The organism is Paenibacillus thiaminolyticus, assembly GCF_003591545.1.
GTDB lineage: Bacteria > Bacillota > Bacilli > Paenibacillales > Paenibacillaceae > Paenibacillus_B > Paenibacillus_B thiaminolyticus_A.
In genome coordinates this window covers 368,426-384,039 of record NZ_QYZD01000001.1, presented here as the reverse complement: position 1 = coordinate 384,039, position 15,614 = coordinate 368,426, and the positions used below count along the sequence as shown (strand labels likewise).

Sequence of the window (15,614 nt, the reverse complement as noted above, 5' to 3'; positions counted from 1 at the left end):
GCACGGCAGACGATAGGCACGGCAAACCCTAGGCACTGCAAATGCAAGGCACGGCAGACGATAGGCACGGCAGACGCAAGACACGTGGAAGCGATGCAATGCCAAAAAGGCGCCCCCTGGCCTAAAGCGGGGACGCCTCCGTTATTCTATCCAATGACTCCGCAGGGCGAACAGCTCGCGCAGCTCCGTCGTGGACATTTCCGTGATCCATTTGTCGCCGCTGCTCATCACCTGCTCACTCAGCTGCAGCTTCTGCTCGATCATATCATCGATCCGCTCCTCCAGCGTGCCAAGCGCAATCAGCTTGTGCACCTGAACATTGCGGGTCTGGCCGATGCGGTAAGCACGGTCGGACGCCTGATTCTCGACCGCAGGATTCCACCACCGATCATAGTGGAACACATGATTCGCCGCCGTCAGATTCAGGCCCGTTCCCCCGGCCTTCAACGAGAGAATGAAAGCCGATGCCCGCCCGGCGCCAGCGTCGCTCTCCTCCTGGAACTGCTCGACCATCCGGTCCCGATCCTTCTTCGGCACGCCGCCGTGCAGGAACGGCACCCTTTCGCCGGTCTCCCGCTCCAGCACCGCCTGCAGCAGACGGCCCGTCTCCGCATACTGCGTGAAGATGAGGCAGCGCTCGCCTTCCGAGCGAAGCTCCTCCAGCATCTCCAGCAGACGGACCAGCTTGCCCGAGCGTTCCGGCCTCCATCCTGGCGGCCCTTCCTTGCGCAGCATCGCGGGATGATTGCACACCTGCTTCAGCTTCGTGAGGGCCGCGAGAATATGTGCGCGCCGCTCCAGCATATCCATCCGCTCATCCATTCGCTCGATCGGCGCGAACAGATCCTGCAGCGTCTGCTCGTATAAGGACGCCTGCTCCGCCGTCAGCGGAACATACACCTTCGCCTCGTGCTTCTCCGGCAGATTGAGCTGGATATGCGGGTCGCTCTTCATGCGCCGCAGCAGGAACGGCTGCACCAGCCGCTGCACCAGTTGCATCCATTCCTTGTCACGAGTCCGCTCGATCGGCAAAATGTAGGTCTGGCGGAAATGAGCGAGCGACCCCAGATAGCCCGGGTTCAAGAAATCGAAGATGGACCACAGCTCGGTCAAATGATTCTCGATCGGCGTTCCCGTCAAGGCGATCCGGTGTCTGGCCTGCAGCTTGCGAATGGCCACCGATTGCTTGGCATACGGGTTCTTGATATTTTGCGCTTCGTCGAGACAGAGCGCGCTCCAGACGATCTGCCGAAGCTCCTCCCGATCCTTGAGCGCCAACGTATACGTCGTAATGACGATATCCGCTTGCCGGACCGCAGCGGCGAAGCCTTCTCCCTTGGCCCGATCAAGCCCGTAATGCAAATGCACCTTCAAGCTCGGCGCAAAGCGCTCCAGCTCCTTCTGCCAGTTCCCCATCAGCGAGGTCGGGCAGATGAGCAGAGACGGAACCCGCTCCGGCTCCTCTTCTTGAATGCGGAGCATATAGGCAATCCATTGTATCGTCTTGCCGAGCCCCATATCGTCGGCGAGACAGGCGCCCAGCCCGAAGCGCCGCATGAAGGCAAGCCAGGAGAAGCCCTGGACCTGGTAGCTGCGCAGCTCGCCGCGCAGGCCGGCAGGCGGTTCGCACAGCGGAATGGAGTCGTGATGCCTCAGCTTGTCGATGAACGTCTGAAGATAGCTGTTCAGCTCCAGCTCCAGGCGAACGGCGTCCTCCCGCTGCAGCGGATCCTCCTCATCCAGCGCTTCCCGCTCAGCGGCCAACTGCAGCTCCAGCACTTCGCCCAGCGACAGGCCGTCCCGCTCCGCCTTCATCATGATGCGCCGAATCCGTGCGGCTTCCTCCGGGTTCAGCGCCACCCATTGCCCATTCTGATAAATGAGCCGGCGATCCTCTTCAAGCAGGGCACGGAATTGCTCCTCGGTGAACTGGGCGTCGCCGATGGCGAGCTTCCAGTCGAACTGCACCATCTGCTCCAGTCCGATATAGGACGTCCCGGCGAAGCCGTTCCCGGACAGCTTCGCCTTCAGCCGTGTCTGCAAGCGGCGCGCCCGCTGCCACCAGGCCGGAACGGCGACCAGAATGCCCGCATCGGTCAGAACGAGGCTGCCCTCCGCGAGGAAGCGCCACGCCTCCGCCTCGGTGAGCAGCGTCTTGAGCCCGCCGCCGGCCTCTTCTGGGGCAAGCCAAGGAAGGAGACGGACGATTTTGTCCGTCTCATGATGTACGCGGCTGTCGACATAAGGCTGCCACGCCTCCGGGAATTGGCCTTCCGCGGCGGCGGCCCGATAGCCCCGGCCTTCGGGAATATACGCGCAGGCCAACTGGACGGCAGGCTGCTGCTTATCTTGAAGCAGCACGCGCAACCGCCACGGAGCGCGTTCCTCCTCCGGCTCGTCCAGCCGCAGCATGAGGCGGAACGGCGTCTCGTCCCTCACCCAGCCGATCGCCTCCAGCCAGTCGGACTCCTCCCACCAGTCCGCAGACCGTTCGGGAAGGCGCAGCCACTCGATGCCCGGCCTCACAGATGCGATCATCCGCCATACATCCGGGTGATCGTCGCGCCGGGCCTGGGCGTCAGCCATCAGGTCGTCGAACCAGCGGACCAGACCCGGATCCCCAAGGGCGGCCGCTTCTTGCTCCACCGCTTCCAGAGCCAGGCGCTCCTCCATCGTCAGTTGCAGATCCCAGCCTCGCTTCCCCTGCTTCCACATGTCAAATGACGGCCGGTACCGGCCGTCCCGGAGCACTTCCGCATAGATATGGGCGGCCGATGCCGCAATGCGGAAGCTGTCACCCCATGCAATCCCCGCCCACCGGACGGAGATCGGCTCTTCCGCCAGCTCCAGGAGCATGACGGGAGAGACGGCAAGGCCCGAGACGCGCCCTTCCTCCGCCTCGTCCAGCATCGTGCCGTAAAAGGAAGGCTGGTGCCAGCCGAACAGCGTATGCTTGAACGTCCGCAAGGCCCGTCTGAACTCCCCGTGGTGGAGCAGAAACCCGCCCTGCCGGCGGGAGAGGCATTCCACCTTCCAAGCTCCCTGTTCCTTCATGTCAAGAGCGCTCCTTCTCGTAACTCTTTGTGCAACGCCCGCAAGCGGGCATAACGGGCTGTGAACCGCTCCATGAACAGCTCCCACGTCCCGGCCGCGCCGCAGGCTTCATAGAGCGGCTTCAACCGCTGAAGCAAGCCCGCGGCCTCGCGGTAATGCTCCTTCGTTCGTTCCTCGATATGCCGTTCAATCGCCTGATGGAACAACGGCAGCAGCAGCTCCGGGGCGGTGCGCTCCATCGCTTCCAGTTCGCCAGCGGCGATCTCGGCCGGCGAGATCCGCTGCAGCAACTGAATTTCCGCCCAATCGCGGTACCGTGCCTGCTCCAGCAAAAAGGAAGACAAGTACGGGTAAATGCCAGGCAGCAGGGACAGGACGAGTGCTTCCAGACCAGCCTTGTCTGGCATCCGTTCGTAGACCCGCTTCCAAAATTCCCAATATTGCTCCAGATCGGCACTCTGGCCGGACTGCCGGATAAGGGGAGCGAGGGCGCCCAGCCAATAGACAATCCGATCATAGCGCCCGGAGCGCTCATGCTCGCTCAGGTATCCCCAGTACCGGCCGGGATCGTTGTGATAGGTCAACTCGCTCAGCCGCTTCACAGCCTCGGCTTCGCGTCCGAGCAGCACCTCCAAATGAACCAGCGCCACCCGGATCGCGTCCCGGCGCCGCGGACGCAGCGACGAGACGGGGACGAGCATCCGCTCCAGCCTGCGGTGCGCCTCCTCCATCCAGTCCAGCCGGTTCAGCACCGTCGACCAGAGCAAGGCGAGCACGTCCAGCCCGTCGACCGCCGATTCCTCTTCTGACAAGGCCACCGCTTCCGCTATCTCGCCCAGGGCGGCTACATGCTGCTGGTAAGCCGCAGGCGTGGCGGACAGCTCGTAAGACTCCGCCAGCCGCCGCAGCTCCTCCATATAGGGCCGAACCGTCTCCTCGGCCGGAGCGTCCCTCCCAGGATAGCTCCGGGAGCTGCCCTGGCCGTACCGGATGGACAGCTGCCGCAGCAAGAAAAGCAGAACATGCATGCGGTACAACGGAACAACCTCCTTGGGAAAGCGATCTCCCTCGCGGTACAATTCATTTTGCGCCCAGGCCGCGATATCGGTCACAGGAGAATTGTAAGCGGTGAAGGGCTTGCTATATTTTCGCTGAAAAAAATCATGCCATTCTTGCGCCGGAGCCGATGGGGACAGACTCATCTGCCAAGCCTTCTTCCGCCGCTCGAGCTCCGCCTTATGCTCCGCCCGCTTGCGCTGCACCATGCGTTGGCGTTCCTCTTCGATATAGACCTGGCGGAATTCCGCCAGATACAATTCCGGCTTCTTCCCCAGCTCGTCACACAGCTGAAAATAGACGGCGGCCATATGCTTGCAGCCGCCCTCCTCCGGACAGGTGCACTCGCTCCGCTTGACGGCGGTGCAGTTGAACCGGACACGGTAGCGCTTCGTCTCATACACCTCGGCCGCTATCCACTGATCCGGCTCCGCCCCGCCGCCGGCCTGTTCTTCCGCCGTCATATCCAGCACGGCTTGCTTGCGATAGTAGCGCCAGCCCTGTTCCAAAGTCGCGTAGCGAAAACGGCGCTTCATCTGCTCGGTGACACGGTTGAATGTCTTAACGGATAATCCCAGTTGTGACAAGCGCACGTACCTCCACTTTCACGGCTTCTCATGGAGAAGGCCGCATTCTGTATCCTTTCAGTTTACACAAAATCAACGAAAGATAGAAGAAAAGAGAGTAAAAAAACGGCCTGTGAAGCGCAAGGGGATTATCCCCGAATCGAAGGGAGCACCCGGAGGCCGCGCCAAAAAGAGGGCGCGGGAACATCCCGGACCGCCCTCTTGCGCCACGCTGCCCTATCCATTACTTTGCCTGGAGGTTCGTCGTGCCGAACTCCTTTACCTCCAGCTTCAGATTGTACCGGATGTCGGCATCCGCGAAGATGTCATCCCAATCCTGCTTCCACTTTACCCACATGCGAGGATAATGAATGCGGACATGATCGCCCAGGCCGAGAACGTCGGCCCGGTACTCCTTCTGCACCTTATGCAGCATCTCGCCGATTCGCGTCTTCATCTGCTCGGCCGTATCCGCCTCGACCTGATGAAGATACCGGGGGTCGAAATTGTTGCCTTCGCTAGACCACTGTTCGCCAAGCCGGCCTTCAGATTCGATCTGAATATCGAATGCAATCTTGCCCTTGTCGATGCGCGAGCGGATATGGCTTTTGAGCGACATGATTTCGTAGGCGATAACCTCTCCAGTCCGCTTGTCATGAGACTTGATGATTCCTCCTTTTACTTTCCCGGTGAGCCAGTTAACGGCCTCCAGTTCCTCCTCATCAAGAAATCCAATCAGCTTGTCCGTCTTGCCATAGATGACCGCCGCCCCGGCTAGCTTGACTTCCCCTTCCGCCGCAGCGACATTCTGCAGAAGGAAGCTGGACGACGTATTCATCTTGGGGATCACCTTCGTCAACGACACCGGTGGCAGCAGCCGGCTGCTACGGTCCCGGTTGTTAGTGATGCCGTTCAGCCGCATGGCCGGGAAATCCGTTTTGTCTTTGAGCTCCAGCGTCTTGCGGGCCTCTCCCTTGCTAATAAAGAGGAGGCAGCTTGGCCGGAACTTCTGCTCCCGCATGAAAAAGTCCAGCAGCTGCCGCAGGCTGTAAGCGCGCGCCATCTTATCGCTGATGACGATGACCTTATGATGCTGGCCGAAAATCGGACGGGCGCGGCTCAATGAGATTTCCCGCGTCAGCTCATATAGCGAATCTCCCGTTATCGAAATATTGGTGTAATTCTTTTGCTTGCTGGAGGAGCCTGCCCCCGCGCCCGTGCTGTATCCCGGATCGACGACCTGGAAGGTCATCATCAGCGCGTTTTTTTTCGGATAATCGCCGCCTTTTTGCTCCAGCCCCTGCTGCAGCATCGTCTCCTCGCCCACATCCACCGCGGTGCCGACCGTCATTCCCAGCTCCTCGATCTCCTTTGCGCTCCAGCAGCCGGAAGTCAGGACGAGCAGCGCAATCATCGCACATGACAGCGGGGTCTTCCAGCTATGTCGTGTCCAGCTCACGCTTCCCACCCCGCAGCTTCACGATCCCGAGCAGGACGGCGGGCAGCACGCCGAACAGCACGATTCCGGTATTGCCGATATTGTCGGCGAACCGGAACAAATCGTCAATATTTTTCGGCAGCATCGCAACAATGAACACGATTGGGATTATGACATACTGTAGCGGGCCAATCTCTTTTTTTAGCATGGTCGCCACCCCTTGGGCCGCTGCATAATGCGTAATGACATACGTTGCAAACATTTGCATAATCCAGATGACGAGCAACAGTGATTCATACCGTTCGAAAAAAATACCCGGAAATTCAAAGCTCCTGATTAATGTAATCGTGGGCCACGCGCGGCTTACAACGCCTTCTACCGACAACGCCCCGATCACCATCACGACCGTCGTAACATAGAAGAGTATCGGAATGGACACCCCGAACACCACTGCTCTGGCCGCATGCCGAGGGCGAACCATATACGCCTGCAAAATAAGCATGATCTCAAATCCGGTGTACGATAGCCCCGTCGTCCTGACGCCCTCCAGTACGGGCGTGATGCCAGAGCCAAGCACTGGGCGCAAATTGTCGATCTCGAATACTTTGAAGCTCATGGCGGCGGTGAGCACAAAGATAATGACCGTCATTGGAAAAATGATCTCGAACAATCGGCCAATAGCGAAGAGGCCGCCAAGAATCAGGTATAGTCCGACCCACAGGAAGGACAGGATGATTGCCCAACGCGGGGTTCCATCCAGCAGGAACAATTCCGTCACTTCGGCCAGCGAACGCACGACATGGGCGGCAATAGCAACGAAATAAGCGACGACAATAAGGTTGATAACTTGGGAGAGCCATTTCCCGATAATCAATTCGCTGTATTCATAGAAGGTTTTGCCCGGGTAATGCTGTCCGAGCTTGGCGATAATGATACCGGCCAGCATCGCCAGCAAGCCGCCGATAATGACGGAGAGCCAAATATCCGGTGTGTGCACCTTCTCTGCCGCCGTCCGGGGCAGCGTCAGGATGCCGACCCCAAGTATAAAGTTCACGATGAACACGGCCGCTTGCCGCGTCGTGATGCCCTGCTCTCTGCCCATCTCCACGTTTCTTCATTCCTCCTGCTGCTTTTTGCGTTTCTTATCCAGGACGTGCAACATCTTCGGCCGGCGGGTCATCCACCGCAGCGGCGCCCGCATGAGAAAGTCCTTCCAATCTTGAATCTGATAGGGCGCCGCAGGGCTCACATAAGGGATGCCGAAGCTCTTCAGCTTCACGAGATGGCTGCACAGCGCCAGGAAGAACAGCACGACGCCGTACAGGCCGAAGACGGCGGCGAAGAACATGGCCGCGAAGCGGAGCATCCTCAATGTGATGCCGGCGTTGTACTGCGGAATCGCAAAGGAGGATATCGCGGTAACGGCAACGACGATAATCATAATCGGGCTGACGATGCCCGCTTGGACGGCCGCTTCGCCAATGACCAGGCCGCCGACGATGCCGATCGTCTGGCCGATCGGCTTCGGCAGCCGGAGACCGGCTTCCCGCAATATTTCCAGGGCCACTTCCATAATCAATACTTCGATCAGCGAGGGGAACGGCACCCCCGCCCGCGTCTCGGCAATGGACAGCGCGAGCTTCGTCGGAATCAATCCTTGGTGGAAGGAGATGAAGGAAATATATAACGATGGGCCGAACATCGAAATGAATGCCGCGAAATAGCGAAGGATGCGAAGCAGCGTGACGGGCATCCAGCGTTCATAATAATCCTCCGGGCTCTGCAGCAGCATATGGAAGGTGACCGGGACGATGAGGGCGAACGGGGTTCCGTCCAATATAAGCGCCACGCGCCCTTCCAGCATGGCGCCGAGCACGCGGTCAACACGCTCCGTGCTCTGTACCTGCGGGAATGGAGACAGGAAATTGTCCTCCACGATCTGCTCAATATAGCCGGTGTCCTGAATATCATCCAGATCCAGACGCTTGATTCTAGCCATCACCTCGCGCACAAGGTTGGGATCGGCAATATCGGCAATATAGGTGATCAGCAATTCCCTCTGGGTTCGCTTGCCGACGCGGATCCGGGCGATGACCAGATTCTCGTTGTCGCCATGCTGCCGCAGCAGGGCGGAATTCTCGTCAATGCTCTCATTGAAGCCAAGACGGGGCCCCCGCACCAATAATTCCGACGACGGCTCCTCTACGCCCCGCGTAATTTCTTTTCTCGTCGGGAGAATGAGGGCGCCCGGATGGTGTTCGATCAGCAGTACGGTATTCCCCCGCAGCAGCTCGGAGGCGGCCTTCCCCAAGGTGTCCGCTTCCTTCACCGTACTGACTGCCAGCGCTTGCTCCACAATAAATGTCTTGGAATACGGGGAGCCGGAGGCTTCCGACCCGTTCTCCATCTGCGCCAAATCTCCCATGAGCGATTTCAATATATGAGTTTCAATCAATTCTTTATCGGAAATTCCGTTGACGAAAAAAACCGCCGCCTGCTGGCTCGTCTTGCCGAGACAAAATACGCGCATGGAAACATCGCTCTGGTGATTGAATTTATTCTGAATCAGCGCCATATCGGCACGCAGATCACCGGCAAACTGCACGGGCTGGTCCGTTACTCCGCCCTCCTGCTCTTCCTCTTGATTCGGATGCCTGCTCTTGCTTACGGCCAGAGAGATTCCATAGGGCACGCACAGCCCGATCACCGCCTGCAGCCATATGTCCCAGCTTGGAAAATAGGACACTATCGCATTCCACATTCATGATCACCTGTCAATACTATGCATCGTTGCTAATCATTCTATTCATCCGGCCGGCCGGAATCCGCCCCTCTCCCATGCAAAAAAAGCCGACACCGGCACTGCGCCGTTGTCAGCCTTTCATGTATGCTTGGTTGTGGTCATAGCCGAATTCGAGCCTGGAACGGCCCTTATTCCTTAATCGTCCGCAAAGAGGATTCACGCACAATCAACCGATGGGGAATGATGAGCCGCTGCTGCATCGGTTCGCCCTTGATTGACCGGATAAGCGTCTGAGATGCGGTATAGCCTAGCTGATAGATGCCGATATCTACCGAGGTAATCGGCGGCGTCGCCAGCTCGGACAGCGGGACATTGTTGAAGCTGACGAGGCTCAGATCGTCCGGCACGCGGTATCCCAGCTCCATCAACCCCCGCAGCACGCCGAAGGCGACCACATCGTCGATAGCGACCAGGGCGGTTGGGCGCTCCGGCAGGCTCATGAAGAACGACATGGCCCGGTAACCGCTCTCTTGCAGGAACTCGCCTTCCACAATCCATTCCGGCCGGGCTTCCATGCCTGCCTCCTTGAGCGCGGCTTGATATCCTGCCATCCGATCCTTCGAAATCATCAGATTGGAAGGACCGCTTACGAAGCCGATGCGGCGGTGCCCCTGATCGATTAGATGGCGGGTCGCGTCATAGGCGGCCTGCACATTATCATTATTGACGGACAAAATATCCGGGTGCTCCTCGCTCCGCCCGATAAGGACGAATGGAAATTGAAGCTCCTCCAGGAACGACACGATCGGGTCGTTGCGCCGGGAATAGAGCAGGATGACCCCGTCGACCCGCTTGCCCTTGACCAGCCGGGTTATGGCTTCAAGCTCCTCCTGCTCCGTCGCCCCCGTCGTCATCAGCAGATCGAAGCCCGCGCGGCTCGCTTGGGTGACCAAGCCGCGCATCACTTCGGAGAAGAAGAGGTTCAGAAATAATTCCTCCGCCGGGCGGTGGAGCAGCACTGCGATCGTATTGCTCACCTTGGAGACCAGGCTCTTCGCCATCACGTTCGGGTGATAGCCGAGATCAGCCATCACTTCGCGTACCCGCTGCGCGGTCTTGGCGCTAATCCGAGGGTGGTTGGATAATACTCGCGATACCGTCGAAGGAGAGACTCCCGCTTGCTTGGCGACATCGATGATTGTTACGGACATTACAGCTTCCTCCTTCGTCTTGTATCCATCTTGATATTATCGTAAACCCCTGTAAGAGGTAAGACATGTTCCTCTCTACCCGAACATGCCCCCTCTACTTCAACAGCACGGAGCTATAAGGCGGCAGCGTCACAACGCCGTCGCGCAGCACCGCCTCCTCCTTCGTCGACCGGACCATCTCCTCGAACGGCAGATCCGGGCGGGCACCGAGGTCGACGGTCTGCTCGCGGGCGGACAAGTTATGAAGGACGAGCACTTGATCGTCCTCATTCAGGCGAATGAAGGCCAGCACTTCATTCGGCACGCCCGCATACGGCAGGATCGCGCCATCGGCCAACAGCGGTTCCTCGTCGCGCCATGCGATCATCGTCTGATAATGCCGCAGCAGCGAGGACGGATCCTTCAGCTGCTCCTCGACCGGCACGACGCCATCCGCATGCTTCGACGGCTGCCATCGGGTCTGTCCCGCCGCCTTGCTGTCGGAGGACCAGAGCATCGGCTCGCGAATCTGCTCATCCGGCTTCACTCCGCGCATCCCGATCTCTTCTCCATAATAGATGTACGGAGTGCCCGGCATCGTTAATAAGAGCGAGGCCGCCATCTTCGCCCGTTCCCCATGGCCGTCCAACTCGCTCATGACCCGGTTCTGATCATGATTGGTCAGGAACGGGGCGTCGATGAAGGCGCCGTCCGATTGCTTGCTGAAGAAGGAGTATGTCTTGCTTAGCACTGACGGAATCGTGGAGGCGCGCTCCAGCTTGGCGGCGTTGACCAGCATCTTCGCCAGATCGAAGTTGAAGCCCGAATCGAGCGCGTGATCCAGATACGGCCCGACTACGCTCGCGGCATCCCATATCTCACCGATCAGATACGCATCGGGATTCACCTCATTGAGGCCGCGGCGGAATTCCTGCCACCAGGCCTGATTCTTCTTCACTACGTCCGGATTGTTGACCGATGATTGGAAGTCTTCATAGATATGCTTCGCCGCATCGAGGCGGAATCCGTCCGCGCCCTGCTTAAGCCAGAACTGCCCGATCTTGATCATCTCGGCGCGAACTCCGGGACGATCCAGATTCAGATCCGGCATTCCTTCCCAGAAAAGCCCGACATATTTGTTGGCGCCCGATCCATGCCAGACCTGCTGTCCCCAGGCCCCCAATTGGGATTCCTCCGGGCGGGTGCCGTCTGCAAAAGTATACCATTCCCGGTACGGGCTGTTCTTGTCCCCAAGTGCGGACTTGAACCACGGGTGCTCGCTGCTCGAATGGTTGACGACCAGATCGATAATGACCTCGATGCCGCGCTCATGCGCCGCTTCCGTCAGCGCCCGGAAATCAGCCAGCGTCCCGTACTCCGGGTTCACTTCATAATAGTCCGTGACATCATATCCATGATAGCTCGGAGACGGATGGATCGGCATCAGCCAGATGCCCTTGATGCCGAGATCCTGCAAGTAATCGAGCCGTTCGATCACACCGCGCAGATCGCCGATGCCGTCGCCGTCCGAATCGTGGAAGGAGCGGACGAAGATCTCGTAATAGACGCCCCGGCTCTTCCCCATCGCCGGCTGAGCGCGGTCCAGGGCAAAGGCGGCTGCCCCTGCTGTGCTATCCCCCGGTTGACTCGGCGCGTTATCCGCCGGTTGACTCGGCGCGCTGTCCGTCGGTTGGCTCGCCGCGCTGTCCGTCGTCGGAGTGCGTCCCGGTTCCGGCTCGCTGGACCCGCATCCTGCGGCCAACACTGCCGCCAGGCAGATCGCGGCCAGGGCGCCCAGTATGCGCCGGACGAAGCCGGCCGTTCCCTGCCGCTGCCCGCATGGGCTGTACCTTGTCCTCATCCCTTATCCGCTCCCGCCGTCAGACCTTCGACCAGGAAGCGCTGCATCGACATGAACAGGATCGTGATCGGCAGCGCGACGAGCACGCAGCCCGCAGCGAAGATGGTGAACTGCGTCGCGAACTGATCGCTGACCATACTGTACAGCCCGACTGCCAGCGTCTGCTTCTCCTTCGTGCGCAACACCATCTGCGCGAAGATGAAGTCATTGAAGGCGCCGGCGAACGAGGTCACGCTGAGGAAGACGATCAGCGGGCGCGACAGCGGCAGGAAGATGCGGAAGAACACGGTAAGATGGTTCGCTCCATCGATCCGCGCTGCTTCTTCCAAGCTTTTGGGAATCGTGTCGAAGTAGCCCTTGACCAGCAAATACCCCATCGCTGCGCCTGCAGAGTAGACGAGCATCAAGGCCGAGTGCTTGTTGAGCAGGTTCATGTTCAGCAGCAAAATGTACACGGCAATCATGCTCATGAAGGAAGGGAACATGCCGAGTATGAACAGAAAGCTCATGATTCCTTTGCGTCCGTAGAAGCGGAAGCGCGAGAAGGCATACCCTGTCAGCAGGACGAACAAGGTGCTGAAGACCATCGAGACGACGGCGATTTTGATCGTGTTCACGTACCAGTCGGCGAACGGGAACTTAATGAACAGCTGACGGTAATGCTCGAGCGTGAACCGATCCGGGATCAGCGACTCGCTGAACAAGGATGTCCCTGGCCGGAAGGAGGACAGAATCACCCAGATCGCCGGATACAGGGCGAACAGGGCGATAAGCACAAGCAGGATATGGGTAATGACGGACCAAGTCTTTTTTCTCCATCGGTTCATCGGTAAACATCCTCCTCTCGGAACGAGCGTGTGCGCCGGAAATTCCACAATGAGATCGTAGCGAGAATGACAAAGATGATAATGCTGACGACCGCAGCGAAATTGTACTTGCCGTTGTTAATCGACAAATTGTACAGCCATGTAATTAAAATATCCGTCTCGCCGGCAAACTGGTAGTCGCTATTGGCCGGCCGCCCGTTCGTCATCAAATAGATGACATTGAAGTTGTTGAAGTTCCCGGCGAACTGGCCGATCAGAATCGGCGCAAGCGAGAACATGACGCTCGGGAACGTAATCTTGCGGAACTTCTGGAACGGCGATGCCCCGTCGACTTCGGCCGCCTCGTACAGATCACGCGGAATCGTCGTCAATATCCCGATGATAAGCAGCATGGACACCGGGAACCCGAGCCATAGATTGACGAGCAGAATCGTCGCCTTCGCCCAGACCGGATCAGAGAGCCAATTCGGCCCCTCTAGCCCGAGCCAGCGCAAATACTGGTTCACCGGCCCGAACTGCGCGTTGAACATATTGCGCATGATGAGCAGGGAGACGAAGCCCGGAATCGCGAACGGCAGCATATACAGCGTGCGCCACATCGCCTTGAAGCGCGTAATTGGCTGCTGCACGAGCAAGGCGACCGCGAAGCCGCCGAAGAACGTCGTCACGGTGGACAAGATGGCCCATACCACCGTCCAGGAGAAGACGCCGTAGAACGTTTTGGCCCAGGCGCTGAGCGCGAACAAATCTTTGAAGGTCGATAACCCGACCCAGTCCACCAGATTCGCGGGCGGCAGATTTTTCGGCGAAGAATAGTTCGTGAAGGCAATCAAGATATTGAATATAAGCGGCAGCACGCTGAAGAAAAAAACGAACAAGAGCGGCGGGAACAGAATCAGCTGCGCGAAATTTTTCTCGAATACATGCTTCAACGATTGCACGAACGTATGCGGGCGTCCGCCGGCTTCCCGCAGGGCCCCGTTCCGGTAGGCATCCCGAATGTTGTAAATATAGAGCATGATGAAGACGATGACGACGAATACGATAATGAGTCCCTCAATCAGCAGAAAGATCGAGTGATCGCCGGCAACCCGTTGATACACCTTGCCGACCAGCTTCAGCTCCTGCTTCCGTTCCCCAAGCGTAGTCAGGCCCCATAATGCATGCCCGAGATTCATAAAGGCGAAATACAAGCCTCCGGCATACATGGCCAGCAGAACGAGGCCTTTGCCCAACTGCCGATTGTAGATCTGACCAGCGCCCATAATAACGGCGGATAGCACGGCGGCGATGCCGCGGTGTCTGTTCATGATTCAATCCCCCCGATGAATGAGACCGTCACCTGCCCGCAGCGGGGAGGTGACGGCGCTCGAAGTGACGATCGATCTTATCAGCCCTGTTGGGCAATCGCGGTTTTGACGTCCTCCACCGCTTTTTTCAGAATGGCCTCTACATTGCCGCCATCCCAGATCGGCTCCAGCGTGGCGGTCAGCGGTCCCCAGACGGAACGCATTTCAATAATGTACGGCATCGCCTCCACGTGTTTGAACTGCTCCAGGAACGCCAGCGCATTCGGATTCGCCTGGATGGCCGGCTCGTTCTCCATGCCGTTGCGCGCCGGGATAATGCCTGACAGCTCGTAGTTCTTCACCATCGCTTCCTGGGAGGTGACATGATGAATGAACAGCTTCGCCGCATTCGGATATTCGGAGAAGGTGCTCACGAAGTAGGCTTTGACCCCCAGGAACGGCTTCGGCGCCTTGCCGTTCGGCATCGCCGGCATCGGCACTGCGCCGACTTCGAAACCGAGCTTCTCCTTGGTGAAGTTGCTCAACTGCCAGATGCCGTCCATATTGATCGGCAGCTTGCCGGTCTGGAACAGACTTGTTTTGACATCTCCGCTCGCGTCCGCTGCCTTGATCGGAATCGCTTCGTGCAAGCTCTGGAAAAATTGGAACGCTTCTATCGCTTCCGGCGTAGCCAGGCCGATATCGGCCGGATCGGTGCCGTTGTTGCCGAAGACATAAGCGCCGTTGCCGGCCATAAAGGCATAGTTGTAGTAGAAGTTATTGACTTCATACAAGAACCCGAATTTATTGTTCTTCGCATCGTTGTAATTTTTCGCAAAAGCGATGATGCTGTCCCATGAGGCCAGATCTTCTTCCTTCACTAAGTCTTTATTGTAATACAGCAAGTACGTCTCCATATTGCGCGGATAGCCGTAGATGATGCCGTCCAATGACACCGCTTCCACAGCAGCCGGCGCGAAGTTCTTCATCGTATCTTCCGCATAGAAATCATTCGGCATGACGAGACCCGCAGCTACCGCCTCCCCCAAATGATCATGCGGCATCACCATAATATCAGCTCCGAGCCCGGCCGGTCCGTCTGTCTTCACCTTCGCCATTTGCTCGCCGGATCCGATCTCCTGTATCTCGACCGGAATGTCATACTTCGCGGTGAATTCCTTGGCCATCGTCTCCAGGAACTCCTTCTGTTCCGGACCTTCCCAGATGACCAGCTTCGCTCCCGGCTCAGGAATAAGCTCCTCGTCGCCAGCCGCTTCGCCGCCGGGCGCTGTCTCATTGGACTCGCCCTGTGCCGCCGGCTCCTCTGCTGCAGGCGCCCCGCTATCCGACCGCGGTCCGCACGCCGAAATCATCAACAACATCATGACCATTACGATGAACAAGCTTCCAAGCTTTATCCCTTTCATGTTCATACCCCTCTCCTTGGTTGGTTCCGATGACGTCTTTTTAATGCAAACGTTTGTCTTTTCTGATATGCCCTCTCTTCCTTTTCGCTTGAATTCTTCAAATTCCAAATAAGATCCATTTAAAGAAAAAATGATAGATCGGATCAAATGAACATTTATTCAT

Annotated in this window: 10 protein-coding genes; all 10 read right to left on the bottom strand. The window is 58.2% G+C overall.

The annotated features are described in order from the left end of the window. Positions 1-141 precede the first annotated feature (141 nt). Entirely contained in the window at positions 142-3,054 is a 2,913-nt protein-coding gene (locus DQX05_RS01925; protein ID WP_119790381.1) for a DEAD/DEAH box helicase, read from the bottom strand. Continuing rightward, the gene (locus tag DQX05_RS01920) at positions 3,051-4,703 is read right to left on the bottom strand and encodes an SWIM zinc finger family protein (RefSeq protein WP_259391730.1); all 1,653 of its coding nucleotides are present in this window, start codon (positions 4,701-4,703) and stop codon (positions 3,051-3,053) included. The genes DQX05_RS01925 and DQX05_RS01920 overlap by 4 nt, the downstream gene beginning before the upstream one ends. A 217-nt stretch (positions 4,704-4,920) precedes the next feature. Next, positions 4,921-6,135, bottom strand: a complete 1,215-nt coding sequence (locus DQX05_RS01915; protein WP_259391729.1) for a Ger(x)C family spore germination protein — start codon at positions 6,133-6,135, stop codon at positions 4,921-4,923. Then, positions 6,116-7,216: a GerAB/ArcD/ProY family transporter gene (locus DQX05_RS01910; protein ID WP_119790750.1), complete on the bottom strand. Its 1,101-nt coding sequence runs from the start codon at positions 7,214-7,216 to the stop codon at positions 6,116-6,118. Before DQX05_RS01910 ends, DQX05_RS01915 begins: the two co-directional genes overlap by 20 nt. 12 nt (positions 7,217-7,228) lie before the next feature. After that, positions 7,229-8,875 carry a spore germination protein gene (locus tag DQX05_RS01905; RefSeq protein WP_119790376.1) on the bottom strand — a complete coding sequence of 549 codons (1,647 nt, stop codon included), beginning with the start codon at positions 8,873-8,875 and terminating at the stop codon, positions 7,229-7,231. Positions 8,876-9,045: 170 nt separating this feature from the next. Continuing rightward, positions 9,046-10,068, bottom strand: a complete 1,023-nt coding sequence (locus DQX05_RS01900) for a LacI family DNA-binding transcriptional regulator (RefSeq protein WP_119790375.1) — start codon at positions 10,066-10,068, stop codon at positions 9,046-9,048. A 94-nt stretch (positions 10,069-10,162) separates the two neighbouring features. Further along, positions 10,163-11,908 (bottom strand): alpha-amylase family glycosyl hydrolase, encoded by a 1,746-nt coding sequence (locus DQX05_RS01895; protein ID WP_259391728.1) that lies wholly within the window; start codon positions 11,906-11,908, stop codon positions 10,163-10,165. Then, positions 11,905-12,735, bottom strand: coding sequence for a sugar ABC transporter permease (locus tag DQX05_RS01890; RefSeq protein ID WP_087444030.1), 831 nt, complete (start codon positions 12,733-12,735; stop codon positions 11,905-11,907). Before DQX05_RS01890 ends, DQX05_RS01895 begins: the two co-directional genes overlap by 4 nt. After that, positions 12,732-14,045: a carbohydrate ABC transporter permease gene (locus DQX05_RS01885; protein WP_119790373.1), complete on the bottom strand. Its 1,314-nt coding sequence runs from the start codon at positions 14,043-14,045 to the stop codon at positions 12,732-12,734. Before DQX05_RS01885 ends, DQX05_RS01890 begins: the two co-directional genes overlap by 4 nt. A gap of 80 nt (positions 14,046-14,125) precedes the next feature. Then, positions 14,126-15,451 carry a sugar ABC transporter substrate-binding protein gene (locus tag DQX05_RS01880; RefSeq protein ID WP_259391727.1) on the bottom strand — a complete coding sequence of 442 codons (1,326 nt, stop codon included), beginning with the start codon at positions 15,449-15,451 and terminating at the stop codon, positions 14,126-14,128. Positions 15,452-15,614: the final 163 nt, after the last annotated feature.